The organism is Phycisphaerales bacterium (assembly GCA_016716475.1).
Classification (GTDB): domain Bacteria; phylum Planctomycetota; class Phycisphaerae; order UBA1845; family Fen-1342; genus JADJWG01.
In genome coordinates, this window is record JADJWG010000001.1 from 1,356,461 (window position 1) to 1,381,509 (window position 25,049).

The 25,049-nt window shown below is 65.9% G+C and carries 22 protein-coding genes; 12 read left to right on the top strand and 10 right to left on the bottom strand.

Annotation, left to right across the window (positions count from 1 at the left end; translation table 11 throughout):
* Positions 1–27 precede the first annotated feature (27 nt).
* The 8 genes from IPM18_05605 (at position 28) to IPM18_05640 (ending at position 9,177) form a co-directional block, all read left to right on the top strand.
* On the top strand, positions 28–1,026 hold the full coding sequence (locus tag IPM18_05605) for a LacI family DNA-binding transcriptional regulator (GenBank protein ID MBK9119065.1): 999 nt from the start codon (positions 28–30) through the stop codon (positions 1,024–1,026).
* Positions 1,027–1,305: 279 nt separating this feature from the next.
* Positions 1,306–1,635 (top strand): ribosome-associated translation inhibitor RaiA, encoded by a 330-nt coding sequence (raiA, locus tag IPM18_05610; GenBank protein ID MBK9119066.1) that lies wholly within the window; start codon positions 1,306–1,308, stop codon positions 1,633–1,635.
* A gap of 40 nt (positions 1,636–1,675) precedes the next feature.
* Positions 1,676–2,155: a PTS sugar transporter subunit IIA gene (locus IPM18_05615; GenBank protein MBK9119067.1), complete on the top strand. Its 480-nt coding sequence runs from the start codon at positions 1,676–1,678 to the stop codon at positions 2,153–2,155.
* A 41-nt stretch (positions 2,156–2,196) separates the two neighbouring features.
* On the top strand, positions 2,197–2,466 hold the full coding sequence (locus tag IPM18_05620; GenBank protein MBK9119068.1) for an HPr family phosphocarrier protein: 270 nt from the start codon (positions 2,197–2,199) through the stop codon (positions 2,464–2,466).
* 97 nt (positions 2,467–2,563) lie between these two features.
* The gene (ptsP, locus tag IPM18_05625) at positions 2,564–4,471 is read left to right on the top strand and encodes a phosphoenolpyruvate--protein phosphotransferase (GenBank protein ID MBK9119069.1); all 1,908 of its coding nucleotides are present in this window, start codon (positions 2,564–2,566) and stop codon (positions 4,469–4,471) included.
* Complete coding sequence (locus tag IPM18_05630) at positions 4,468–5,175, top strand: DUF2344 domain-containing protein (GenBank protein MBK9119070.1); 708 nt, start codon at positions 4,468–4,470, stop codon at positions 5,173–5,175. The genes ptsP and IPM18_05630 overlap by 4 nt, the downstream gene beginning before the upstream one ends.
* A gap of 1,366 nt (positions 5,176–6,541) precedes the next feature.
* Positions 6,542–8,068, top strand: coding sequence for an Rne/Rng family ribonuclease (locus tag IPM18_05635; protein MBK9119071.1), 1,527 nt, complete (start codon positions 6,542–6,544; stop codon positions 8,066–8,068).
* A gap of 140 nt (positions 8,069–8,208) precedes the next feature.
* Positions 8,209–9,177, top strand: coding sequence for a serine acetyltransferase (locus IPM18_05640; GenBank protein MBK9119072.1), 969 nt, complete (start codon positions 8,209–8,211; stop codon positions 9,175–9,177).
* A 29-nt stretch (positions 9,178–9,206) separates the two neighbouring features.
* Here IPM18_05640 and IPM18_05645 read toward each other — a convergent pair whose 3' ends face one another.
* Genes IPM18_05645 through IPM18_05655 form a run of 3 tightly spaced genes read right to left on the bottom strand, consistent with a single transcriptional unit; the run spans position 9,207 to position 12,271 of the window.
* A complete protein-coding gene (locus IPM18_05645; GenBank protein ID MBK9119073.1) occupies positions 9,207–10,154 on the bottom strand; it encodes a phosphatidate cytidylyltransferase in 948 nt (315 codons plus the stop codon).
* A 1-nt stretch (position 10,155) separates the two neighbouring features.
* Positions 10,156–10,956 (bottom strand): isoprenyl transferase, encoded by an 801-nt coding sequence (locus tag IPM18_05650; GenBank protein MBK9119074.1) that lies wholly within the window; start codon positions 10,954–10,956, stop codon positions 10,156–10,158.
* Between the two features lie 4 nt (positions 10,957–10,960).
* On the bottom strand, positions 10,961–12,271 hold the full coding sequence (locus IPM18_05655; protein ID MBK9119075.1) for an adenylosuccinate synthase: 1,311 nt from the start codon (positions 12,269–12,271) through the stop codon (positions 10,961–10,963).
* A gap of 288 nt (positions 12,272–12,559) precedes the next feature.
* On the opposite strand from IPM18_05655, the gene serS reads away from it, so the two are divergent.
* Positions 12,560–13,855 carry a serine--tRNA ligase gene (gene serS / locus IPM18_05660; protein ID MBK9119076.1) on the top strand — a complete coding sequence of 432 codons (1,296 nt, stop codon included), beginning with the start codon at positions 12,560–12,562 and terminating at the stop codon, positions 13,853–13,855.
* A 31-nt stretch (positions 13,856–13,886) separates the two neighbouring features.
* A complete protein-coding gene (locus IPM18_05665; protein MBK9119077.1) occupies positions 13,887–15,872 on the top strand; it encodes a DUF1080 domain-containing protein in 1,986 nt (661 codons plus the stop codon).
* Between the two features lie 82 nt (positions 15,873–15,954).
* On the opposite strand, the gene IPM18_05670 is transcribed toward IPM18_05665, so the two are convergent.
* Together IPM18_05670 and crcB are read right to left on the bottom strand one after the other, a co-directional pair.
* A complete protein-coding gene (locus IPM18_05670; protein ID MBK9119078.1) occupies positions 15,955–16,299 on the bottom strand; it encodes a DUF190 domain-containing protein in 345 nt (114 codons plus the stop codon).
* Positions 16,296–16,700 (bottom strand): fluoride efflux transporter CrcB, encoded by a 405-nt coding sequence (crcB, locus tag IPM18_05675; GenBank protein MBK9119079.1) that lies wholly within the window; start codon positions 16,698–16,700, stop codon positions 16,296–16,298. The genes IPM18_05670 and crcB overlap by 4 nt, the downstream gene beginning before the upstream one ends.
* 200 nt (positions 16,701–16,900) lie before the next feature.
* Between crcB and lepB the strand changes: the two genes are divergently transcribed.
* Together lepB and IPM18_05685 are read left to right on the top strand one after the other, a co-directional pair.
* Positions 16,901–18,499, top strand: a complete 1,599-nt coding sequence (gene lepB / locus IPM18_05680) for a signal peptidase I (GenBank protein MBK9119080.1) — start codon at positions 16,901–16,903, stop codon at positions 18,497–18,499.
* A gap of 23 nt (positions 18,500–18,522) precedes the next feature.
* A complete protein-coding gene (locus IPM18_05685) occupies positions 18,523–18,849 on the top strand; it encodes a DsrE family protein (protein ID MBK9119081.1) in 327 nt (108 codons plus the stop codon).
* On the opposite strand, the gene IPM18_05690 is transcribed toward IPM18_05685, so the two are convergent.
* The 5 genes from IPM18_05690 to IPM18_05710 all read right to left on the bottom strand — a co-directional run bounded on the left by IPM18_05690 (position 18,839) and on the right by IPM18_05710 (position 25,030).
* Positions 18,839–19,798, bottom strand: coding sequence for a DUF3473 domain-containing protein (locus IPM18_05690; protein ID MBK9119082.1), 960 nt, complete (start codon positions 19,796–19,798; stop codon positions 18,839–18,841). The two genes, IPM18_05685 and IPM18_05690, sit on opposite strands and share 11 nt — an antisense overlap.
* 611 nt (positions 19,799–20,409) lie before the next feature.
* Positions 20,410–21,669, bottom strand: a complete 1,260-nt coding sequence (locus tag IPM18_05695; GenBank protein MBK9119083.1) for a glycosyltransferase — start codon at positions 21,667–21,669, stop codon at positions 20,410–20,412.
* Complete coding sequence (locus IPM18_05700; GenBank protein ID MBK9119084.1) at positions 21,666–22,946, bottom strand: glycosyltransferase; 1,281 nt, start codon at positions 22,944–22,946, stop codon at positions 21,666–21,668. Before IPM18_05700 ends, IPM18_05695 begins: the two co-directional genes overlap by 4 nt.
* A 7-nt stretch (positions 22,947–22,953) precedes the next feature.
* A complete protein-coding gene (locus IPM18_05705) occupies positions 22,954–24,102 on the bottom strand; it encodes a GNAT family N-acetyltransferase (protein MBK9119085.1) in 1,149 nt (382 codons plus the stop codon).
* Positions 24,068–25,030: a CpsD/CapB family tyrosine-protein kinase gene (locus tag IPM18_05710; GenBank protein MBK9119086.1), complete on the bottom strand. Its 963-nt coding sequence runs from the start codon at positions 25,028–25,030 to the stop codon at positions 24,068–24,070. The genes IPM18_05705 and IPM18_05710 overlap by 35 nt, the downstream gene beginning before the upstream one ends.
* Between the last annotated feature and the right edge of the window lie 19 nt (positions 25,031–25,049).

The following is a 25,049-nucleotide window of genomic DNA, read 5'->3' on the forward strand; positions in this document are numbered from 1 at the left end:
CAATGAACAGCAAGGGTGGACTGGGCCATGGCAAAGGTAACCATTGAGGATATCAGCCGGCAGACAGGTCTTTCACGTGGCACGGTATCGCGCGCGCTGAACGACCGCCCCGACATCAGCGAGCAGACCAAGCAGCGCGTGTTGGAGGCGTGCAGCCAGTTGAATTACGTGCCCAGTCACGCCGCCCGCTCACTCGCGACCGGGCGGCGTTTCGCTGTGGCCGTCCTCGTTTCCGACTTGCGCTCGACTTACGCGGCCGCCTTTCTACGTGGAGTGCTGAATGTAGCGCGGAAGCAGCGTTACGCCGTCCACGTGATCGAAGTCTGCACGGAAGAACACGACCCAGGCGCGGCCTACGTGCAGAGTCTGCTCGCGGAACGGGTGGATGCGTTGCTCGTGTCGGATCCGCTCCCGGGCACCCTGACCGAGCGCATCGCCGGTGCGTTGGCTGCGCACCCGATGGTGGCGGCCTCGGCGAATTGTCCGATCGAATGTGATGTTCTCGGTCCCGATTGGAGCGAAGCGGGCCGGATGGCCGCCCGGCTGCTCACGCGCGGCGGCGAGCGAAGCATCCTGCGGGTAACCCGCGCCGGCACGTCAGCGGATTTTTGTGCCGGATTTGACGAAGTCCTCCAAATGCAGGGAATCGATCCCTTTGGAGTCGGCCTGACGGTGCCGGATTCGTGCAGCCCGAATCGGCTTGATGCCGTGGTTGAGCGCTTGGCAGGGGCGGCGCGCATCGCTACCGGGGATGACCTGTTGGCGATCGAGATCCTCGTAAGAATGGCTCTCCGGGGTCGTCTGGCCGGCCGGGACTACGCCCTGATGGGCGTAGGCAACGAGGCGGCCGGTACGGCGCTGACACCGGGGCTGACCAGCATCGATCTCAGCGGCGAGGAAACCGGACAGCGAGCAATGGAACTGGCTCTCCAGCGGGTGACCAAGTCGCGTCAGGACGGGCCGCAGCGGATCGCCGTGGCACCACAGATACTGGAACGAGGCACTACCGCCAACGTGATGATGTAACGGCGGTTGGGGTGAAAGGTGTACACTACGCCGGTCCTCAGAGGGTCGGGAGGGCTGCCGCCGTGTTCACTCGGGGCGGGCGGTGGCGGTTCGATCCGCTTGACGGTTCTGCAGTTCTTCCGCTACATTTCCTGCGAGACTGGGAGCCGGCTGCGCTTACCGCCGGGGGGTGTCCGCGCCCTGCCGGGTTGATCCGTGGACGGGGGCTGCGGGTGGCCGTCCGTGGCGTCCAGCCGCAGCAGTCGCTACGAACCGCGCGACCCGAGGTGCGAGGACAGTATGCAGATTACCGTGACCGGCCGGCACATGAGCGTCCCGGACGATGTGAAGCTGTACTGCGAAGAGAAGGTGGGGCGCCTGCCGCGACTGCTGGACCGGATTCAATCGGTGGACGTCGTGATCGACGGCCATGAAGGATTGCACACGGTGGAAGTCATCGTGCATGTGGCGGGGAGCGCTCCCTTCGTCGCCACCGCGGAAGACAAGGACAACTTCGCCGCACTTGATCTGTTGATGGACAAAATCGAGCAGCAGTTGCGGCGTTACAAGGAGCGGATGAGGAACCGCAAACATCCGCCGCGGTCGGCGGAGAACGAGTTGCCGGCCTGACCAACGGCGCGGAGGGGTGTGCGGAGAGAGCAGAGACAACATGAAGCTGCTGGACCTGATCGATCGAACTGCGATTATCCCCGAACTGGGCAGCTCCGACCGCAATGGCGTTATTCGTGAGCTGGTCGAGATCCTGGCCCAAGCCAAGCTGATCACCGCGGAAGCGGTCGACGGGATCGTGAAGTCGATCATCACGCGCGAGCGGACGCGCGGCACCACCGGTTTCGGCAAGGGCGTCGCCGTTCCCCATGTGAAGATCAACGGACTGCGGAAGGTCGTGGCGTCGGTCGGGCGGAGCAGCGCGGGGGTCGATTTCGGCTCGCTGGACGGGCAGCCCGTGTTTGGCATCTTCCTGATCGTCAGTCCGGAAGACCAGCCGGAGGAGCATTTGCGGGCGATGGATCTGATCTTCCGGCACCTGCAACTGGAGCAGTTCCGGAAGTTCCTGCGACAATCGGATACGACGGAGAAGATTTACGATTTGCTGAACGAAGCGGACGAGCGCGCCCCGGTGGCGTAGCGTGCTCGTGGCCGGACCGCAATGGCACGGATGGATCAGGCGTGGCCGTCGAAAGAGAAGTCATCATCCCGAACAAGGAAGGGCTGCACTTTCGGCCAATCATGCAGTTTGTCGACGTGGCCCAACGCTATCAGGCGGGGGTGACGGTGCATTGCGAGGACCGGTCGGCGGATGGGCGCAGCCCGATGGAGATGCTGATGCTCGTCGCCACGCAGGGATCGAAGGTCCGCGTGGTCGCGGACGGGGCTGATGCCGGCGAACTGCTCGAGGCCTTGGCAAGTCTCGTGGAGTCCGGCTTCGGCGAAGCGTAGCAACAAGATTCCCGATGCTTGCGGTCGCGGGCGGCACCCTGGGTAGCCACCGGCGCCGGGCCGGAAGCATCAGAACCAGTGCAACACGGCATACCGCGTGGCGGCCGGCCCGGTCGCGGCGCGCACCCCGCGGACACCGCGGCCGATGATTACGAAGAAAGGGATTAACGCCTCGCCTGGCGTGGCGATTGGTCCATCGCTGGTGCTGGATACCGAAGAGTACCGGATTCCACACCGCACGATCGATCCCAGTCAGGTTCCGGCGCACGTTCGCAACCTCGAGGTCGCGCTGGAAGCGTCGCGCCAGGAGGTAGGGGAGCTGCGCGTCGCCGCAGCGCGCAAGCTGGGGGATCAGACCGCTGTTATTTTTGCCTTCCACGAGCAGTTCATTGCCGATCCCAAGCTCCGCACCAGCGTCGAGGAGCTGATCACCCGCCGGCAGTTTTCCGCCGCCTATGCCTTTGGGCAGGTGATGAGCGAACAACAGCGTCGCTTCCGCAGCGTGAACGACCCGTACCTGCAAGAGCGGGTTCGCGACCTGCACGACATCGAGCGGCGCGTCCTGCGGCACATCCTTGGCCGCGATCGGGAGGACATGACCCGGCTGACCGAGCCGGTCATTATCGTTGCCACGGATATCACCCCTTCGCAGGCGATTTCGCTCGACCGTGCGCACATCCTGGGTTTCGCGATCGATGTCGGCGGCCAAACCTCCCACATGGCCATCATCGCCCGCATGCTCGGCATCCCGGCCGTGGTGGCCCTGGGCGATATCACATCGGACGTCTCGGGGGGGGAAACCCTGATCGTCGACGGCACCAACGGTATCGTCGTCGCCAGTCCCGATCCCGCCACGATTACCCATTTCGAGACCCGCCGACGCGAACACGAACGCAACGAGCGGCGCCTCGGCAAGCTGCGCGGGTTGCCGGCGACCACGCGCGACGGCGTGACCATCGAGTTGCTTGCCAACATCGAGGTGCCCGAAGAGGTACCCAATGCGGTCGAACTCGGCGCCGACGGCATTGGCCTCTACCGCACCGAGCTGCTGTTCCTGGGAAGCCCGCGGCTACCCACCGAGGAGCAGCAGTACGAGGCGTTTCGGGACGTGCTGGTCGCCGCGGGCGATCGCCCGGTCATCATCCGCACGATTGATCTCGGCGCCGACAAACTCTCGCCCGCCATGGCGAGCGGGCACCACGATCACAATCCCGTGCTGGGCCTGCGATCCCTGCGCTACTGCCTGCTGCACCTGGATATGTTCAAGACGCACCTGCGGGCGATCCTGCGGGCCAGCGTGCATGGGGATATGCGGCTCATGTTCCCGATGATCACGACGGTCATGGAGCTGCGCCAGGCAAAGGCCACCCTGGCGGACGTGATGGAAGATCTGGGCGAGGAAGGCATTCCCTTCAGACGTGACCTGCCGATCGGCATGATGGTCGAAACGCCGGCCGCTGCCCTGCTTGCGTCGTCTTTCGCGCGCGAGGCCGCCTTTTTCAGCATCGGTACCAACGACCTCACGCAGTACACGCTCGCGGTCGATCGCGGCAACGAGCGAGTGGCACACCTTTACTCGTCGCACAATCCCGCCGTGCTCGCGCTGGTGCAGCGGGTGGTCCGGGCGACGCGCGGGCGCAAGGTGGAGGTGAGTATCTGCGGTGAGATGGCCGGCACGCCGCTTTACACGCAACTGCTGCTGGGAATGGGCCTTCGGCGGCTCTCCATGGCTCCCAAGGACATCCCCGCGGTGAAGCAGATTGTGCGGGCGACGGATATCCCCTGCTGCGAACGTATCGCCCGCGAGGTCAGCCGCTTCGATACCGATCGTCAAGTGCTGAACTTCCTGCGGGATGAGATTCGTCGTGTGCAGGAGGAGCTGGGTGAGGGTGACGGCGAGACCAGTCCGGCACCCGCCGCGCGAACGCGCCGCGCGGCACGCTCACGCCGGGGCGAGGGTTCGCGGCCGCGCGACGGCGATTCCGGCGGGAGGGCTGCGTCGTGACCGCAGTGCCTCCGCAGGTACCCCCTCCCGCCGCGCCCCTTTGGGCGGAAGTTGTGTACGCACTCCGCGGCGAGTTGCGCTACTTGTCACACCAGGACGAGTTGCGCATGCTGCAACGGGCCGTCGTGCGGGCCGGTTGGCCGTTGGCGTTCTCGCGGGGGTTCAATCCCCAACCGCGCGTGCGAATTCCGCTGCCGCGCAACCTGGGGCTGGCCGCCGCGCAGCAATTCGCCTGGTGCGGGTTGCAGCGGGCGGAGGCACCCGCTTCGCTGCAGGAGCGACTCGGGGCGGCACTGCCGGGAGGTGTCCGCTTGGAGCGCGTGCACTTGCGGCGCGGCAAGGTGACTCCGCAGGTGCGGGCGGCGGATTACTGGGTGACTCTGCGGGATGATGCCCCGCCGCTGGGTACCCCGGTGGCGGAGCTGCAGGCGCGGGCGACGTGCATCGTGCCGCGCGAATTCGGCCCGGGGCGGGCACCGGGAACGGTGGATATTCGCCCCTCTCTGGAGGAACTCGAATGGGTCGGCAGCCGGTTGCGTTTCCGGTTGCGAACGGGTGCGCCGCGAACGGCTCGGCCCGTGGAAGTGTTGCATGCCTTGGGTCTTGCCCCCGAGTTGTATCACGATCGACTCGAGCGTGGCGAGGTACTGTGGACCGATACGCGGTCGCCGGACACCGGCGCCTCCGCAGATGAAAGGACGTAGCGTGTCAGCGAAGAAGACTACCAAGAAGAAGACCGCCAAAGCCGCCGCGAAGTCGGCGGTCAAGAAGAGCACCCGGCGCAAGACCACCGCGGCAGAGCCCGATACCGAGACGGCGCCGGAGGTCGCGGCCGAGACCAAGACCGCAACCCGCAAGACGGTGAAGAAGGCCGCGCGCGGTGGACGAGCAAAGCCGGAAGCGCCGGCCACGGCCGTGATGACTACGGCGGTGGCACCGGAGGCACCACAGGTGAAACCCACGACCGGGCGCGGCATCGAGGTTAAGCCACACGCGCCCGATGCGCAGGTGGAGGAGAGCAACGGCGCGATCGTAATCCGTTTTCCACCCGTGGCACCTTCACCTTTTGCGGAAGCTCGTCGGCCTCGCGCGGAGACTCCCCGCCCGGGCCCGGTGAAGCCGGTGCCGCAGCCGGCAGCGAGTGTCCCACCACCAGCTTCCGCGGTTACCTCGGAAGTACGCGGTCGGGATCAGGATCGCGAGCGTGGCCGTGACCGGGACCGTGATTCGAGTCGCGGCGGTCATCCGCCGCGTCCGGACCGCCGCGACGAACGCGCCCCGGAGGGACGTACGAACCGAGAGGACAACCAGCGGCGGGATGAGCGCCCGAACGAGCGGCGGGACGACCGCCGTGGAGGTCGTCAGGGGGCTGGACGCCGAGAACCGCGCCGGGATGACAACCGTGACGGAATCCGGCGGGACGAGCGCCCGGACGCACGGCGCGGGGAGCGTCTCGACGATCATCGGGGTGCCCCCCGTGAAGAACCACGGCGAGACGACCGTGACGGCCGTGGGCCAGCGGGGCGGGGTGCCGACGAGGGCTCCGACGGTGATCTCGGTCTGTCGCGCAGCCAACGCCGCCGGCGCCGCCGCCGCCGGGGTGGGGGTGGCGAAGGTGCCCCTGCCGCGGGCCCAGGGCCGAGCCCCAGTGCCTCGGCCACGCCCGAAGCGCGCCACACATGGGAGCCCGAGGAACACGAAGAGTTGGTGGTAAGCTCCGGGGCTCCACCGCGTGAGGAAGAACACCCCACATGGCTGGATGACGCCGACACGCTTGAGGCCGAAATCGACGAGTTCGATGCCCCGGAGGTCGAGGTGCTCGAGCCGGACGAGGCCTACACCGCCACCGAGATTGGTGCTGAGGACGAAGACGACGAGGACGAAGACGACGACGAAGGTGCGGCCGGGCCGGAGCGGGAAATCGCCACCGTCACCGAGGAAGGGGACGACAGTCGTCCCAGCCGTGGTCGCCGGCGCCGGCGTGGTGGCCGGCGCGGCGGGCGACACGAAGGCCCGGAGGCAGCCACGCTGGTTGACACCCCGACGGCGGGCGTGGCGGCGGGTCCGAAAGTGCGGCGTGAGATGATCATCAACACGCTGCAGCGCGAGGAGTGCCGCATCGCGATCACGGAGAACAACCGGCTGGAGGAGATCTACCTCGAGCGGGCGGCGGCCGAAAACCACGTCGGCAACATCTACAAGGGGATCATCACGAACGTCGAGCCGAGCATCCAGGCCGCGTTCGTGGACTTCGGCCAGGGCAAGAACGGCTTTCTGCACATCTCCGACCTGCACCCGGAGTACTTCCCGAACGGTGAAGGCAACACGGAGAACGTTGGGCGGAAGATGCCACGGCGCGCCCGACCGCCGATCCAGAAGTGCCTGCGGCGCGGACAGGAAGTGCTCGTGCAGGTCACGAAGGAAGGGATCGGCACGAAGGGCCCGACACTCACGACCTACCTGAGCATTCCAGGCCGGTTCCTGGTCATGATGCCGGGCATGCGGCGACTGGGTGTGTCACGGCGGATCGAGGATGACGGCGCGCGTGAGCGGCTGCGCACCACGCTGGCGCAGCTTGAGCTGCCGGAGGGTGTGGGCTTCATCGCGCGCACGGCGGCGATCGATCGCCCGCTGGACGAGTTGCAGAATGACCTGCTGTACCTGACGCGGTTGTGGCGCGCCGTGGAGAAGCGGATCAAGAACGATGCGGCACCGGCCGAACTTTACCGCGAGTCGGACCTGGTGATTCGCACGATCCGCGATGTGTTCACCGATGACATCGACAAGATCCTCGTCGACGACGAAGAAGTCGCGACCCGGGCGCGCGAGTTCCTCTCGATCTTCAGCCCGAAGTCGGAAAGCATCGTCGTCACCTACCGCGAACCCGAACCGATCTTTCACAAGTTCAGCATCGAGGCGGAACTCGAGCGGCTGCATTCACGGCACGTGCCATTGAAGTCGGGCGGTTCACTTGTCATCGAGCAGACCGAGGCCCTGGTCGCGATTGACGTGAACAGCGGTAAGTTCCGCTCGGAGGACGATGCCGAGACGACCGCGTACAAAATCAATTTCGAGGCCGCGGACGAGATCGCCCGCCAGCTCCGGCTGCGCGATCTCGGCGGCGTGGTGGTGTGCGACTTCATCGACATGCGGCTTGAGAAACACCGCCGGGAGATTGAGCGGCGGTTGATTGGAAACCTGAAGGCGCACAAGGAACGGGCCAAGGTTCTGCGGACGAGCGCATTCGGGCTGATCGAGTTGACGCGACAGCGGCAGCGGGCCAGTCTGACACGCAGTGTCTACCGCGACTGTCCGCATTGCCGCGGCACAGGTCTCGTGAAGACGGTCGAGTCGGTGACGCTGGACGTGATGCGGATCATCCAACTCGCGGTGACCCGCGAGCATATCCGCATGGTCGAGGTGGCCGTGGCGCCAGATGTGGCCTACCTGCTTCAGAACCGCAAGCGCGCCCTGATTCACGAACTGGAAACCCGGCATCGGCGCATCGTCTCGATCCGACCGGATCCGAGTTTCAGTCAGGACCAGGTGGAGGTGACCTGCACCGACGCCCGCGGCCGAGTGGTGCCCTACACCTAGCAATTCGGTGCGCGGAGCGGGTCGCGTGCCCGCTCCGCGCGCGGATCCCGCGCGCCACAGTGCCGCCACCGCGCTACCATGAGTAGAACCGCGGCGGCGCACAACAGACCGGGCGTGCTCCGTTTCCGGAGATCGGGTCCATGGATTCACGACACATGGGTGAGAGTCTGCCGCGCCTTGTCGCGCAGCTTGTCGCCAGTTACGCCTCCGACGAGCGCACACAGTACATCGACCGCGAGTATCTGCCCGCGCGCCACGTCATCGTCGAGATTTGTGAACTGCTGCTTGAACTCACGTATCCCGGCTACTTCGGTCGTACCGGTCTTACTCGTCACAATATCAGCTACCATGTGGGCGAGCTCCTGCCCCGGCTCTGGGAGCTACTGACGGATCAGGTCACACGCTGCCTGTGCCATCGCCACGAGTGCGGCCAGGGTTCTCGGGATGAGGTCGTCGAGCCGCCCTGCCGCGATGAGGCCGTGGCGCTGGTGACGAAGTTTCTCAGCCGCCTGCCCGCGGTGCGCGCCTGTCTGGCTGAAGACGTTCAAGCCGCGTACGACGGCGATCCCGCCGCAGAATCGACCTCCGAGGTGATCCTCGCGTATCCCGGCGTGCTCGCCATCACGATCTACCGCTTCGCCCACGAGTTGTACCGGCTGCATGTCCCGCTCGTGCCGCGCATCATGGCCGAGCATGCCCATCATCTCACCGGAATCGACATCCATCCCGGGGCCCGTATCGGCCGCTGCTTCTTCATTGATCACGGTACCGGTGTGGTCATCGGCGAGACGGCCGAAATCGGCGACCACGTCAAGATCTATCAGGGCGTGACGCTGGGCGCGCTGTCTTTCGAGAAGGATGAACGCGGCCGGCTGATTCGTGGCTACAAGCGCCATCCGACCGTCGGAAACCACGTTACCATCTATGCGAATGCGATTGTGCTTGGCGGTGACACGCAACTGGGCGATGGCTCGATCATCGGCGGTTCCGTGTTTCTGACGCGTGATGTCGCCTCCGGACACCAGGTCACGATCACCCCGCCCGTCTTGAAAGTGCGCCCGCCCCCCGGACAGGAACTTCAGCAGGGCCATCTCGGCGACGGGATTTGAGAGTTTTCCGGGTACCGGGAGTGCTCCGCCTACGGAGCGACGTGAAACAAGCGCGTCCAGAAGACCCATGCGACCGGCGCCGCCAGCAGCGGCGAATCAAGCACGTCCAGCACGCCGCCCAGACCCGGCAATGCCTGACCCGAATCCTTGACAGCCGCATCGCGCTTCAGCAGGGACGCACACAGATCTCCGGCCGCGGAAAACAGCCCCAGCAGCAGCCCGAGCAGCACCATCGCGAGGACGAACGGAACGCGCGGCTCGCGCAGCACCAGGTATCCGGCGCTCTGCAGCCACAGCCCGACGCCGACGGCGCAGAGAATCGTCGTCGCCATACCGCCGGCGAATCCCTCCCACGTCTTCTTTGGGCTGAGCCACGCCACCATCTTGTGCCGCCCGGTCAGTGAACCCACGAAGTACGCCCCGGTGTCCGTCATTTTCACGAGGAACACGGAGAACACCAGCAGCAAGACCCCGGTGCTGCCCTCGACCTCCATGCGCAGCTTCGTCATGAAGCTGCCCAGGCCACCCGCGTAGAAGACGATGAAAATGGTCGTCGCGATGTTCTCCATCGCTTTCTCGGTTTTATGCAGCAGGGCCTGCAACAGGAATACGCACGCCAGTGCGTTGGCCATCCAGAATAAGCCCCAGGATTCGTCGTAGGCGCCCGCCACCGGCTTGAGATGAAACGAAATGTACGGCCCGAGCACGAGGATCGTCGCAAAGAACTGGGCCGTACGCCCGAATGGGCGATAACCCCGCGCCCGGGCCAGCGCGACCAACTCACGGGTCGCACTGAAGGTCAGTACGAAGATGATGGCCGTGCTGATCAGGCCATGACAGGCCCAGATGCCCAGATCCAGGCCTGTGCCGGGCATGGGAAAGGAGAAAGGCCGGCGGTTCGCGAGCCAGCCATCGAGACCGACCCCGACCAGGATGACCAATGCCAGCGCTATGCCGACAATCAGGCGTTTCCGCATATCAAGTCCGTTGGGGCTCACCACCCGCAGCATGTCCCGTGGCCGGCGGTGCGATCACATCGCCGAACCGTCGGACGCGCCGCGCGTATTCCTGCAAGGCCTCGTTGAGCTGCGCCGTGGCGAAGTCCGGCCAGAGCACCGGGGTGACATAAAGCTCCGCGTAGCTGATCTGCCAGAGCAGGAAATTGCTGATGCGCAGCTCCCCCGCCGTCCGGATCACCAGGTCGGGGTCCGGCAGCCCGGCCGTGTAGAGTGCCCCGGCCACGATTTGCTCATCGATCTTGTCCGGTGCGAGCGTGCCGGCCGCAACGCGCTCCGCGAGTTTCCGGAAGGTATCCACCAGCTCGGCCCGCGCGCCATAGTTCAATGCCAGGCAAAGCGTCATGCCCTGGTTGTTCCTGCTCAGACCTTCGGTTACGTCGAGCTCGTGCAGCACCGCCGCCGGCAATCCGGCGCGCCGGCCCACCTGTCGTACACGGATGTCATTCGCCAGGATCTCGGCCCGTTCCGAAGCCAGATAGTGCGCGTACAGCGCCATGAGGCCGTCCACTTCCGGCCTGGGACGTTTCCAGTTCTCCAGACTGAAGCTGTAGAGCGTCAGGCACTCGATCCCCAGCCGCGCGCAGTGTGTAACCACGTCGCGGACAGCCGTCGCCGCGTGGCGATGCCCCTCGATGCGCGGCAGGTTCCGCTGCTGGGCCCACCGGCCGTTCCCATCCATGATGATGGCGATGTGGCGCGGCAGGGCGTGCGCCGGCAGGCCGAGCACCGCGACCGGGTCGAGCGGTGGCTGCGTCGGCATGGTCTCAGACCTCGCCTTCCACCAGAATCATCTGCGCACGTCCCGGTCCGACCCCGATCATCCGGACGGGTGTCGCCAGACGCTGGCGGAGGAACCGCACGTAATCGCGCGCGGCGGCGGGCAGCTCTTCAAACCGGCGGCAGTCCCCGAGCTCTTCGGTCCAGCCCGGCAGGGACTCATACACCGGCTGCACCCGCGCCAGCACGTCGATGTCGGCCGGAAATTCCTCCAGAACCTGCCCATCGACTTTGTACGCCACGCAGACCGGAATGCTCTCGAAGCCCGAGAGCGTATCGAGATGCAGAATCGCCAGGCAAGTCGGCCCGCCGAACATCGTCGCGTAACTCGCCGCGACAGCATCGAACCAGCCGCAGCGCCGCGGCCGCCCCGTAGTCGTGCCGAACTCGTTGCCCCGCTGCCGGATCGCGTCTCCCACGGCGTCGCGCAACTCCGTCGGAAAGGGCCCGGCGCCGACCCGTGTCACGTAGGCCTTCAGCACTCCGACCACCGACTGGCTGGCCGCCAGCGGCACGCCCGCACCGCTGGCGACACCGCCACCACCCGCGCTCGAACTCGTCACAAACGGGTAGGTCCCGTGATCAATGTCCAGCAGACTGCCCTGTGCGCCTTCGAACAGCGTACGTTTTCCGGCCTGCCGCAGCTTATACAGCAGCGGGGTGGTGTTGCAGATGAACGGCCTCAGTTCGGCTGCAAAAGCCAGGTACTCGTCCGCCATCTGGCTGGCATCAAACGGCTCGCGGTCCTCGTACACGCCGCGCAGGTAGGCGTTCTTGTGGGCCACGACCGTCGCCAGACGCTCGCGAAAACGCGCCACCGGGCTCAGGTCGCACAGCCGAATCGCCCAGTAACGCGCGTACTTGTCCGCGTAGCACGGACCGATGCCACGCGCGGTCGTGCCGATCCGGGCTGCGGCCGGCGAGGCCGCATCTGCCAGGGCATCCTCCCGCCGGTGGTACGGAAACACGACGTGCGCCCGATCGCTGATCCGCAGGTTGTCGCCGATGGTCACCCCGCGCTCCCGCAACGAGGCGATCTCCGCCAACAGGATGGCGGGATCGATCACCGCACCGCCAGTGATGATGCTGGCGACGCTCGGCCGCAGAATCCCGCTGGGTAACTGATGCAGGGCGAACTTTTCGTTCCCCACCACCACGGTGTGCCCGGCGTTCGCGCCGCCGGCGTAGCGCACCACGACGTCGTAGTCCTCGAGCAGCAGGTCGACAACCTTGCCTTTGCCCTCATCCCCCCATTGCAGGCCGATGACGCACGTATTGCCGAGATCGAGAAAGCTCATGGGTGCTCACTTCGGGTTCACGCTGGGCCGCAGGAGCCGGCGCGGGACCACGGCCGGGGGTAGCGGCCCGCGCCGGGCCGGGTTCGTATCCGCAGCGGCCGCGGCTGGTCGCGCAGGTGTTTTGTAGCACGTTCACCGGGTGCGGGCAAACCGGGACCGGGCCACCCGCTCGTACGCCCTCACCGCCGGTCCGCACCGCACGTATAATGCCCGCTCGCCCCCGGTCGGCGCTGGTGCCGGTCGGTTGAACGGCGCTCCGTGGCGCAACCCTTGATGAGTCCGACGCCGATGATCGATCTCAAGCTGATCCGTGAGCAACCCGAGCTTGTCCGCAAGGCCGCCACCGACAAGCGCATCCGGTTCGATCTTGACGGCCTGCTGGCACTCGACACGCGGCGCCGTGCCCTGGAAACGGAGTTCAACGAGCTTCGCAACCGCCAACGGACCGCCGGCGAGGAGGTCGCCAAGGCGCCCGGCGCCCGGAAAGCCGAGCTAAGCAAGGCCCTCGGCCAGATCAAGGCGCGCCTCAAGGAGATCGACAGCGAGCGCGAAACGGTCGAGCGTGATTTGCGGGCCCTGCTCCTGCTGGTTCCGCAGATTCCGGACCCCGCTGCGCCCGTGGGCCCGGATGCAACCGGCAACGTCGAGGTTCGCCGGCACGGCACGCCGAGGTTGCGCGCGGACTTCGGTTTTGCTTTTCGCGATCATCTCGAGTTGGGCACAGGGCTCGGCATCATCGACGTTGATCGCGGCGTGAAGATCGCCGGGAGCCGTAACTACGTGCTGCGCGGCGCCGGTGCCCTGCTGCACGAAGCCGTACTCCGGCTGGCCTGGGACCACATGATGGTCCGCGGCTTCACACCGCTCACCGTTCCGGTCCTGGTCAATGATCAGCTCATGGAGGGCACCGGCTTCTTCCCGCTGCATCGTGACGAGGTGTACCTCTGCGAGCGTGACGCCCAGAGTCTGGTCGGTACGGCCGAAGTGCCCGTAACCGGCTATCACATGGACGAAATCCTCGCGGAAGAGGAGTTGCCCAAGCTCTACGTAGCCCGCAGCACATGTTTCCGGCGCGAGGCCGGTGCTGCCGGCAAGGACACCCGCGGCCTTTACCGAATCCATTACTTCGACAAGCTGGAACAGGTGGTGATCTGCGCAGCAGAGGCGGCCGAATCCGCCCGCTGGCACGAGATCATCCTCCGAAATTCGGAAGAGGTACTCCAGAAGCTTGAACTGCCCTACCGCGTGATGGAGGTCTGCACCGGGGATATGGGGCAGGGCAAGGTGCGCATGTACGACATCGAGACCTGGATGCCCAGCCGCGAGGCCTACGGCGAAACGCACAGCGCCAGCCGCTTCCACGATTTCCAGGCCCGGCGGCTCAATCTGCGGTATCGCCGTGGAGACACAGGCAAACCGGACTACTGCCACACTCTGAACAACACCGTCATCGCCAGCCCACGGATCCTGATTCCGCTGCTCGAGCTCAATCAGAACGCCGACGGCAGCGTCACCGTGCCGGCGGCCCTGCGCGGGTACATGGGCGGACTGGAGTGCATCCGGTCCGACAGTTTGAAAAGCTGAGACATCCAGTGGGGGACGTGAGGCGTACAACATGAATGCTGCGCGCGGTGGTGTGATTTTCGGCGTGCTGCTCGGGTTTGTGGGAGTAGTGCAAGCAGAGCTTGAGCCGGGGCTGCTCGTCAAGCTGTACGACGTCGGAGTGGATCTGCGCTCCGTACCCGAACTGGTCACCGGGCAGACCCCCAACCACGTCCGTACCGTTCCGACGCTCGATCTCGTTCTCGACCGGGGCGATTTCGGCGATCTGCGCGAACAATTCGTCACCGAGGTGCGCGGTCTGCTGCGCACCACGGCGCCCGGCAGCTACCGGTTGCGGTTGCGCTGTGACGATGGCGCCCTCCTCTGGCTCAACGGACGGCTGCTGATCGATCATGACGGCTTGCACGGTCCGGAGCCGAAGGACAGCGCCCCCTTTGAACTGCCGCCCGGTGACCATGCGCTCTACATCCGGCATTTTCAGGCCGGTGCCGGCGCTCAACTCACGCTCGAATGGGCTACACCCGAGGATGGTCCCGACGCGTTCACCCTCGTGCCGGCCGACGCTCTCTGGCATACGGCAACGCCCACGCCGCAGACCTCCCCGGGCAGAAAGCACGTCATACCCGCCCTGCGGCGCGGTCGCCCGGGCGACGGTCGGCCGCTTACAGAACTGCACCCCGCATTCCGGCGCGTACCACGCGGTGCGCAGCTCGATCCCTATTTGCTCTCCTGGTTCAAGGATGGCCGCCTGTCCCACATGGGCACGCCGCGCCCGGAAGGCGCCGGACCCGTTGTTGTCTGGCTGCCACCGGAGGAACGACCATATCTCTATGGCGTCGCGATGCCGCTGTTAGGGGCGACTTACGCCGATCACGTTGCCGTCTGGCTCGTACAGGGCGGCGAGGCGAAACGTATCGTGGTCGTTGACGACGGTGCCGCACCTCCCCAGGGCGTCGTGTTCCGATTCGGCCTGGGGGGGCCATCCAGCATGGTCGAAAGCGGGGACGTCGCGTTCGAGCTGCGCGACGTGCGTGCCTTGGCCAACGGACTGGAGCTCGAGTTCACCCAACCGCTCGATCCGCGCGTGGGCTGGGAGACTGAGGCGTACTACCTCGAACAATGGCCATTCGACCTTCGCGCCAACCGCGAACCACAGCGTGACGGACGCGTCTATCCCGTGAAGTCCGCGACCGTCTCGGAGGATCGCCGCCAGGTGTTCCTCGAGACGGACGAATTGCGAACATCGCATGTGGTTTACCTCCGGCTGCTGCCGCCGTGCGTGTCAGAGCAAGGTGCTCTGCCGTGGACAACCGAAGCGTGGCTGACCCTGAATGCGCTACCGGAGCGGCGCGGCACCCCGCGCCCAGCGCCGCCCATCGAACCACAGAATATTCTAAGCCCTGAGCAGGTTCGCGCCGGATGGCGCCTGCTCTTTGACGGCCGGACGACCGCGGGCTGGCGCGGCTGGCGACGCGACACGGCCCCCGCGGGCTGGGAAGTCCGCGACGGTTGCCTGGTGCGTGTCGGCCCCGGTGGGGACATCTGCACGGAGGACCAGTTCGAGAATTTCGAGTTGGTGCTCGAATGGCGCATCTCGCCGGGTGGTAACAGCGGCATCTTCTTCCGTGCCTCGGAAGAGCGCAACTACCCCTGGGAGACCGGGCCGGAAATGCAGGTGCTCGACAACGCGGAGCACGCTGACGGCCGCAGCCCGCTCACGTCGGCCGGCGCGGACTACGCCCTGCATGCACCGCTGCGGGACGTAACCCGACCGGTAGGTTTATTCAACGAGGCCCGTATTCGCATGCAGGGGGCGCAAGTCGAGTACTGGCTCAACGGGGAGCGGATCGTGCAGTATGAAATCGGAAGCGAGGATTGGGAGCGCCGTGTCGCCGCGAGCAAATTTTCACAAATGCCGGGTTTCGGCCGTGCTCCGCGCGGACACGTGGTGCTACAGGACCACGGTGACCGGGTGTGGTACCGGAACATCCGCATTCGAGAATTGCCGCCGGGAACAACAGATCGCAAGACCGATTAGTTGGTGATTAGATTCACGGAACTGGGTATCGCTGGCACCGGCCAGGGTTGGACGGTGGACGCGGGAGGATTGTCAACCGAGGTTACTCCGGTGGCCCGTCGGCGCGGTACTTGAGCACACGCACATCTTCCATGGTGACCAGCCCCTCCGTCACCATCGCGTCCACCTCGGGCAGGAAGGCCTCGATCTTGGCCGGACTATCGACGATCTCGATCAAAATGGGCAGATCCTCTGACAGCCGCAGGATTTTGGTCGTGTGCAGCCGGCTGTGCGCCCCGAAACCCATCGGCCCGCGCAGGACCGTCGCGCCGGCCATGTGCAGTTCCCGGGCCCTCAGCACGAGTGCCTCGTGCAGCGGTCGACCGTGCCAGCGGTCGCTCTCGCCGATGAAAATCCGCAGCAGACAACCTTGTTCCGGGATCTTCATGGTGCTCCACTCCCACCCCACCAGACGACGAGGCGGAACCCCGCCCACACGGCCACCAATCCCAGGACCACACTGAGCAGCACATTGGCCAGCGCTCGCAGCAATTGTCCTGCTTCCAGCAGCTTGTACGTCTCCAGTCCGAGTGTCGAGAACGTCGTAAAGCCGCCGAGAAATCCGATCAACAACGCGATGCGCACATGCTCAGGGACCAGCAGCCGTTCCGTGAGCAGCGGAAACAGCACACCGATCGCGAAGCAACCGCTCAGGTTCACCGCGAGCGTTCCGAGGGGAAACGTCGGTCCCACCAGCGCCTGTGTCCAGCCCGCGAGCAGGTAGCGTGCTACCGATCCCAGCCCACCGGCCACGGCCACCACTCCGCAGCGCTCCAGCGTCACCTGCATACTGTGCCAGTCCGGCATGATGTCTCGCATCCGTCAGACTTGTGAATCGGTGGTGCCTTCATTCGTGTCAACGCCCGCGCATTCTGACGCGCACACCGGCCCTTCGCTACATCCGTACCCCGGATTGCCCTGCCCCAAGCCGGCCGGTACGCTACGATGATGCCCTAAATCACCGAGTGCCCCGTTTACCGGATTCGCGTGTGAAGACTTCCGAGCCCCGGCCATCGCGTCGTGCACAGCCGCAAAAAGAGTCGTGGATCGAGCAATCCGCTTCCTTCATCGGCTTCTTCATTTATCTGCTGATTCTCAAGAGCTTCTTCCTGCCACTTTTCATTATCCCCACCGGATCAATGGCGGAGACGCTGCGCGGCGCCCATGCCTTCTGCACATGCCCCAACTGCGGCGTCGCTTTCGCGGTCGGCTGGCAACCCTTGCACGGCATGCAACCCTACCACCCCGTTACCCAGTGCCCCAACTGCCGTTGGCGCCAGTCACCGCAGTCACCGGCCGCCATCGCCCCACCGCGCGGGCAACCGGATAACCGCTCCGCCCGTCCGCTCGCGGCCACAGCCGGTGACCGTATTTTCGTGCACGGCTGGACTTATGACTGGCCTTTCGCGGCCGTACCCGGACTGGGACCCGCCCGGTGGGACGTCGTTGTTTTCAAGGTGCCCACCGACGGGCAGACCAACTACATCAAGCGCCTGATCGCACTACCCGGCGAGCGCGTGGAACTCATCAACGGTGATGTCTTCATCAACGACGAGCTCGCCGCCAAACCCGACCTCGTGCAGCGCTCCCTTTGGTTTCCCTACTACAACCACGATTTCGCCCCGCGCCAGCCGGCAGGTCAGGCCAACTATTGGCCGCGATGGGCGCCACTGGGAGGAACCGGTTGGGAAGCGCTCGACACCCGCGCGCCACACTTCGCAGGCAGCGGCCCGGCCACGATTCACTTCGCCTCCGATCCGCTCGATTCACAGCGGCCCGGTCGCGTGCAGGATGTCTACGGCTACAACGAGCCGCGGGTGGACTTCCCCGTCAAGAATGTGTGCGATGTACGCCTGTCGACGGAAATTCGTTTCGACTCCGCTGCGCCTGCGGGCGGTTACGTGGAACTGAGTACCACCTACGATACCCACCAGTTCCACGCCCGCCTGCATCAGGACGGTCGGATTCAACTGCTACACAGCCGACATGCGACTGCGCGCGCTGAAGACATCGTCGAGCCCGTGCTCTGTGGCGAGCGCGCCGGGATCGATACTACCCACCCCCGACACCTCGCGGTCTACCATGTTGATGGCCGTGTAGGTGTTCAACTCGATGGTGAAACGCTGGATCTACCGCAGCCCGCGGGCTACAGGTTAACCTCGCAGAACGCACGACGCCTCTCCATCGAGCAGCCCACCGCGCGTCTGCGCATCACCGCAGTCGGCACCGCCCTCACGCTGCGGCACCTCCTGATCGAGCGCGATGTGTATTACCTTTCCGAAGTGCAGCACGGTCACTACGGCACACAGGGCAGCGCACTCACACTGGCCCGCCACCAGTACTACCTTCTGGGAGATAACAGCCCCAGCAGTCAAGATTCGCGCTTCGGTTTCGGCCGCGACCAGGCCAGTGCCATCGGCCCGCATCTGCGTGCCGCCGCGGCGGCGGGGGAATATCAGCCGGGCACGGTTACAGCGGATCAGCTCATCGGCCGCGCATTCCTGGTCTATTGGCCGGGTTTTCTGCGGATGCCCGTGGTCGGGGTCCCGTTACTGCCGGATTTCGGCAACGTCCGCTGGATTCACTGAGTCGCCACGCCGGGGAGGACCCGATGCGAACGGTACTTGTACTCAACCATGACCAGATGGGGCAGGGCGATCCGGCTCTGGGTCGCAAGATCCTCGGTACGTTTCTGCGAAAGGCCCCGGCGCTTCAGGAACTCCACGCAATCGTGTTGTTCAACAGTGGGGCGAGACTCGTGGCGGCCGACTCACCCGTCCTGATCGAACTCACCCAATTGCACGATAACGGCGTCGACCTGCGCCCGTGCGGCACGTGCCTCGATTTCTACGGCGTCATTCCGGCGATCGGGCAGGTCTCGAATATGGATGAGATCGTGCACGAGCTGGCGACCGCAGAAAAGGTCATTACGCTCTGAGATTCGTCCCGGCCAGGTCGAACCGCGGCAGCGTTTCCGGCCGCAGGCCTCCCAGCACCCGTGCGCAGGTGGTGAAGCGGTATGCTGCGAACAAGCGTGCGAGCTTCGCTTCTGTCCGGCCCAGGTTCACGCGGTGCCGCCACCGCGCCAGCCGTCCATGGGGCAGGACCGGTTGGCCGGGGTCGAGCTCCCACGGATGCACGTAGAGCACGGCCGGTTCACCCGCGCGAGTCGCCCGCCGGAGGGCCCGCATGATCCACCGTACGGGCAACAGACGCAGGTAGCCGCCGCCGCCCAAGGGCAGGCGCAACAGCGCGTGCTGCGCCGCCGGCCAGGCCTGCGTGAGCGGGGGAAACTCCAGCAGTTCGCGGCCGGAGGGAGCAATGGCTTGAAAGGGAGTCGCCGGTGCCGTCGGTACGCCGTAGCGGTCGTGCCGGATCGGGAAGATGCTGGCGTCGTAACTGAACCCCTCGTCAAGCAGCACATCGAGCGCCCAGGCGGTACGCGCCGTGATGGAGAAAGTCGGCGCGCGGTAGCCGCGCGGCGTCACCCCGGTGTGCTGCTGCAGCGCGTCGCGGGCACGGCGGACGTCCGTGCGGAACATGGCCGGCGTAAGCCGCTCAAGATGATCATGCCCATACCCGTGACAGGCGAGCTCATGCCCGCGGCGGGCGAACTCGGTCAACAACGGACCCAATTGCGGAAGCGTGTCACCCAGGACGAAGAACGTTGCCCGGCACTCACTGCGCTCCAACAGTCCCGCCAGACGCTCCAGGCAGGGCGCCGCCCGCCGCGGCAACTCCGGCCATTGCGTGCGCGGCACCGTCCGATAGAAAGTCTCGGCATGGTAGTACTCTTCCACGTCCACAGAGAAGGCCAGCAACGGATGATGCGTTGTTCCCGCGCCGGCCGTGTTGACCGGCTTCACCACCACATCGAGAGCACCCATAGCCGTGGTATCGGCAGGTCGGACTGCCGTGACGCACTTCGTATCACCACCGGCTTCGCCATAGTCCGCTCCGGCAAGGTGCCGATATGGAAAATGATGAGTCTTGCGCCGCCGACTCCACGGTCCACTCCCGCTGCGGGCACCTCACTGGCAACGCTCAGGCGTGATCATGGTCGGAGCGTGCGCGTCGAGCACCGGGCAGGATCACCCCCACTACGGGCGCGCGTCGGGCTGCTGCGTTGTTGTGCCTGCCAGGAACCGCTGCATGTACCACTCCGCGGACACCGGCTTGCGTGTCCGGGTTGCGGACGGCGACTGAGCGTACCGGCTCACACCCGAATCACCTGCGGTACCTGCGGCTTCGGGGAATTCGTACCGACACGGATTCTCAATGAGCCGCACACCTGCCGAGTGTGCGCCGGCGAGATGGAGTGCGCTGCGAACGTCACACGAACGGTACGTCAGCGGCGCCGACCACTGCGATCACACGAGCATCATCGCCTGTTTGCCGTGTGGGCCGTGCTCTTTGTGGCGTTATTGCTGCTGCTGGGCGCTGCCATCCTGCACACGGCCTGAGCATGGAGAATGCTCCCCGGCAAGTCGCGCTGCGGCTACACCGCCACAGGCACCTGTCGGCGCACGGGGTCCCCCGCGGGGGCATGCTCAAGTTGCTCCTGAGCACCCGTTGGAGTAAGGGGTAGTTCCTGCACCAGCAGCGCAAGATCCGTGATGCGGCGGCGCCAACCCTCGTCACGGACAAGGACCTGCCGCGCGACCGCCGGCACGTGCGCCGCCTGCTCCAAGGCCGCCTCACAGGCCGCAAGGAATTCGGGCAGCGTCTCGGCGGTCTGCACCGCCGGCCGGTACGGCAGCACCGCGGTCATCGGCGAAGAAACCACCGGCAGACCCGCTGCCAGGTACTCCCGTAGCTTGATCGGGTTGACCGCACGTGTCAGGCGGCTCATGCGGAACGGGATCAACCCCACATCGAATCCACGACAATAACGCGGCAGGTCTGCGTACGATCGCCCGCCCAGCACGTGCACGTTGCTCAGACCGGCCAGTTCACCCAGCTCACAGCGCGCCTCGCCGACCAGGACGAACGACCAGTCCGGTCGATTCCGGGCCGCGGCCGCAAGCAGCGCGAGGTCCACATAGTCGCTGATGAGCCCCATGTAACCGAACACCGGGCGCGGGTGTCCGCGCAGCTCGAGTGGAATCTCATGCGCCGGCAGGGTGGGGGTCACCGCGAAGTGCTCATAGTCGACGCCGTGCGAAACCAGATGCACACGTGTGTGTTGCCGCCGACGAGCTTCGAACAGTTCGGGTGACGTCGCCACGACGAGATCACTTGCCGCAACGGTCGCGGCCTCCAGTCGCTCGACCAGGGCAGCGTCGTATCCACTGAATCCGGCGAAATCATCCACGCAGTAATAAACCTTGCGCTCCGCGCCCAGCGGTCGGATCACCTCGGGAATGTCCGGTGCAAAGAGCCAGAGCTGCACCGGTCGTGCAGCATGCGCCGTGTCGGAGTGGGAGGCGTCCCCCGAAGCCCGTAGGGCCGAACGAATCTGCCGCGCCAACAGCCAACCGTTGATCCGCCGCGCGAGCGGGGATGCGGGCAAGGGAATCAGCAGGGGTGACAGCACCGTCAGCCGCGGCAACACCCGCTCCGGCGGGCGCAGGGCCTGCCGAATGCGGCGCCAGATCAGGCGGGTATCGGTGCCACTCAGACGCGGCCGCCGCGACGCATGGTAATTCACCCAGATCACATCATTCTGCTCGGCGAGCAGACGCATGACGTGGTGCTTGCTGGTGGGATGATCGTGCCAGTTGCTGGCAATGCACACGATCTGGCGGCCGCTGATCACAGGCGCGCCACCTCCCGCCGGATCACGGGATCCGGACGCTCAGCCGACACGATGGAGCGCGCGGCCGGTTGCACCTCGTCCGTACTACCGCGAAGCCAGCGCTCGATGCGCGGCAGCAACACACGCACGTCGTACCCACTGTGCGCCACTTTGTACGCCCGGATCGCCAGGCGGCGGGCCTGGGTGTCGTCCCGCAGCAGTCGCACCACCGCATCCGCGAACGCCTGCGGCGCACCAGCGATCAGGAATGGTGGCGGATCGCTGTAGTCGATGCCCGCGGCAGCATCCGGGGTAACCACGGCGGGACGGCCGGCCGCCATTGCGACGATCAGTTTCGTCTGAACGCCCAGATCACCGATGACGGGATTCACGAACACGCGCATTTCGGCGAGCGCCGCGCGGATATCCTGGACGTAGCCCACGACTTCGACCCCGGGCAGCCGACCCAGCGCCCGCACCCTGCGGACCGGCCGCCCCCCGACGACGCGCCACTGGGCATCCGGCAGCACGGCGCGCACGCGCGGCCACACGTGCCGGCCGAACCAGAGCGCGCCCTGCACATTCGGCGGGAAGAACATCGATCCGAGCATGCCCACCACAGGCGCCGTCGGAAGAGTCGCTGCCGGAGGCGCCAATTCCGAAAATTCCTCGATCGCCACAGGCGTGCGCAGGACCTCGGCCTCGATCGGGCCGACCCGCGCAATGAGCTTGCGCCGTTCGCGTTCATTCACCATCAAACACAGGTCACACGACCGCGCCACCACGCGCTCCAGGGCCTCGACGCGCGCGGCCTCCACGCGGTAGAGCAGTCGCAGGGGTGTATGGCTATTGCGGGCGTACCGCTGCCACTTGGCACTTTCTACGTCACAGAGGTCGAGAATCCGGCGGCCGCACGGCACCTGGTCACCCAGACGCGCCAGACCGGAAGAGTAGGTCCACAGCGCGTCGAACTGGATTTCCCGCCGCCAGCGGTCCAGCAACGCCACCATGCGCGGATCACCGAACCACCCTTCCGTCACGCTGCGCCCGCCCAGCAGACTCACGCCCCCACGCCACAGCCGTGGCCCGTGCCACTGCGGAAAAACGGCTACGTCCGCACACAAACGCCGCAGGTGTTGCAGATCCTCCGGCCGGGGCGGCTCTTCTCCCAACGAGGCCAGCCAGACCTGGTGCCGACGCGCAAGTGCCTGCAGGATCACCCACGGCCGCACCTTGTCACCGCGATCCGGTGGAAACGGCAAGCGGGGCGTGAGCATGAGAATTCGCATCGGTGCCATCGGCCTCCTACCCCGGAATCGCCCGCGCGACCCAGCCACTCAGCAGGCGGCACACCGGCAACGGCAAGTGCGGCCAGAAACGCCGCGCCAACGCATACCGCGGATTGGTCGGCTTCAGATCGGGTGCCGTGTGGCCGGGTGTGATGTAGCGCTGGTAACCGAGCGGTTGTGGCTCAAAGCCCTGGTTCTTCTTGAAGCCGACGGCTCCCGCATTGTCCGCCCGGCTGCGACCGAAGTCGAAACCGCGTAGTCCGGCACGCACGGCCCGCTCCATCAGACTGAGATATAGCAGGTTGGCTGCACCGTCCGCACGGACACGTTCATCGGCACCCATGATGTAGGGTGTCACAGTGTCACCGTGGACAAGACTGATGGCGCCGCAAAGAGGCCGCCGGCCGCGCCAGGCCACGCTCACCCAGCAGCTTTCCGCCAGCCGCGTGCGCAGTGCTGCGAAGAACCGCCAAGGATAGCTCAAGGATGCGAGCCGCCGCATGCTGCGGGTATAAAGCTCCCAGACCAGCCGCGCATGCTCCGGGATGTGGGTGATGGTGACACCGTCGCGCTCGCGGGCGTGCCGGGCCGCTGCGCGCGGCCGCTTGGGAATGAAGGCGGGAACGTCCGCCGGGTCGTCGGGCAGTGTCCGCAGAAAGCCCACGTAACCCGGGAAGAGTTCGAAGTCGGAAATGTCGGACTCGGCCGAGCGCAGTTCGAGCATCTGGGCACCCGCCGTCACGGCACTGGCCGCGGCGGCCAGCGCCAGTGCACGACGTGCCTCCGCATCGACAGCCACGACACCACCATAAGTCGCATAGGGCACGCTGATGTGCAGGCAACCCGCCAACAGACTGCGCACCTCCATCAGCGGCAGCACGCCCACAAGCGTTCCGTCCCTTAGCGCCCCGAGATGCAGCGAGCGATGTCCGAACGCCGTGGCCACCGCGTCGCTCCATGCCGGCGTGTGAAAAACGGTGCTTTCCGGCCGCGTGGCAAGCAGTGCATTCCACGCCGCGGCGTCATCACGGGCGTGCAGGCGGCGCACTTCGACCGGCGCCGGCAACGTCGTGAGACTCGCACGCGGAGCGGTGCGGGCTGCCGGCGTGACCCCGCTGCCCCGGGCGCGCTCAGCGGTAGTAGTAGGAAGAGTAGTAGTTGGCATAATAACCGGCCCCGCGATCGCGATAGCGCGACAGCACACAACCCAGAATCTTCACGTTGTTGGCCTGGAGCGTGCGCACCGCCTGTTGAACGGTGGGCTCCGGGGTGCGGCGCATCTCCACCACCAGGATCGCACCGTCACAGTAGGGGGCCAGTTGCGAAACGTCGGACACTGTCGTGACCGGCGGCGTGTCGATGAAGGCGTAGTCGAAACGCTCCCGCAACGACCCCAGTACCGCCGCAGTGTTCGGGCCGTTCAGCATCTCACCATACGCGTTCTCCCGAACTCGCCCCGCGGGCAACAGCTTCAGATTCGGGAAGGGCGTCGAACGCAGGGCTGCTTCGAGCGTCAGCTCTCCACGCAGAACTTCCGCCAGGCCGGGATGGTCCGGCACACCCAGCATTCGACCGATCGAGGAGCGCCGGAAGTCCGCGTCCGCGATCAGGATCTGGTGCTCGCCACCTTCGGCCATGATCAGACCAAGGTTGAGGGTGGAGACGCTCTTCCCCTCTTCCGGGATCGCACTCGTGATCGCGACAAGTTGTGGTGCATGAGTCGGGTTCATCGTGAGCAGCCGCGCACGCACCGATCGGTACTGCTCGCAGATGGCCGAGTAACGGTCGTGAAAGGCCACCACCACCGGATCCACCCGCTGGGCATCCCAGGCCACGGCCTGACCATTGGTTCCTGGTTGTGGTGTGGGAGGGGCAGTCGCGCGCAGCGGCGCGGCCACAAAGCCGGAAGTGGCCGCAGTTGCCGGTGTCTTGGCTTCCGGTGTGAAGTCGGATTCGCTGACGGTCGGCGTGTCGCTGCCGGCGGGGGCGGCATCAAAACCGGCCGCCGGGGCGCTATCTACATCGGCGGCCAGCGCCGCGGCATCCGCCTCGGCGTCTTGCAGCTTCTGCATCACCTTCGTCATCGAACCCATGACAAGACCTCACGCGCCG

What these genes read in the sequence shown, in the direction of transcription:
- IPM18_05615 (MBK9119067.1), top strand. Translation starts at nt 1,676, where the DNA reads ATGAAGCTGCTGGACCTGATCGATCGAACTGCGATTATCCCCGAACTG.
- IPM18_05605 (MBK9119065.1), top strand. Translation starts at nt 28, where the DNA reads ATGGCAAAGGTAACCATTGAGGATATCAGCCGGCAGACAGGTCTTTCA.
- raiA (MBK9119066.1), top strand. Translation starts at nt 1,306, where the DNA reads ATGCAGATTACCGTGACCGGCCGGCACATGAGCGTCCCGGACGATGTG.
- IPM18_05645 (MBK9119073.1), bottom strand. Translation starts at nt 10,154, where the DNA reads ATGCGGAAACGCCTGATTGTCGGCATAGCGCTGGCATTGGTCATCCTG.
- IPM18_05710 (MBK9119086.1), bottom strand. Translation starts at nt 25,030, where the DNA reads ATGGGTTCGATGACGAAGGTGATGCAGAAGCTGCAAGACGCCGAGGCG.
- IPM18_05685 (MBK9119081.1), top strand. Translation starts at nt 18,523, where the DNA reads ATGCGAACGGTACTTGTACTCAACCATGACCAGATGGGGCAGGGCGAT.
- IPM18_05640 (MBK9119072.1), top strand. Translation starts at nt 8,209, where the DNA reads ATGGATTCACGACACATGGGTGAGAGTCTGCCGCGCCTTGTCGCGCAG.
- IPM18_05705 (MBK9119085.1), bottom strand. Translation starts at nt 24,102, where the DNA reads ATGCCAACTACTACTCTTCCTACTACTACCGCTGAGCGCGCCCGGGGC.
- IPM18_05655 (MBK9119075.1), bottom strand. Translation starts at nt 12,271, where the DNA reads ATGAGCTTTCTCGATCTCGGCAATACGTGCGTCATCGGCCTGCAATGG.
- IPM18_05650 (MBK9119074.1), bottom strand. Translation starts at nt 10,956, where the DNA reads ATGCCGACGCAGCCACCGCTCGACCCGGTCGCGGTGCTCGGCCTGCCG.
- IPM18_05670 (MBK9119078.1), bottom strand. Translation starts at nt 16,299, where the DNA reads ATGAAGATCCCGGAACAAGGTTGTCTGCTGCGGATTTTCATCGGCGAG.
- IPM18_05690 (MBK9119082.1), bottom strand. Translation starts at nt 19,798, where the DNA reads ATGGGTGCTCTCGATGTGGTGGTGAAGCCGGTCAACACGGCCGGCGCG.
- serS (MBK9119076.1), top strand. Translation starts at nt 12,560, where the DNA reads ATGATCGATCTCAAGCTGATCCGTGAGCAACCCGAGCTTGTCCGCAAG.
- IPM18_05700 (MBK9119084.1), bottom strand. Translation starts at nt 22,946, where the DNA reads ATGGCACCGATGCGAATTCTCATGCTCACGCCCCGCTTGCCGTTTCCA.
- crcB (MBK9119079.1), bottom strand. Translation starts at nt 16,700, where the DNA reads ATGCAGGTGACGCTGGAGCGCTGCGGAGTGGTGGCCGTGGCCGGTGGG.
- IPM18_05665 (MBK9119077.1), top strand. Translation starts at nt 13,887, where the DNA reads ATGAATGCTGCGCGCGGTGGTGTGATTTTCGGCGTGCTGCTCGGGTTT.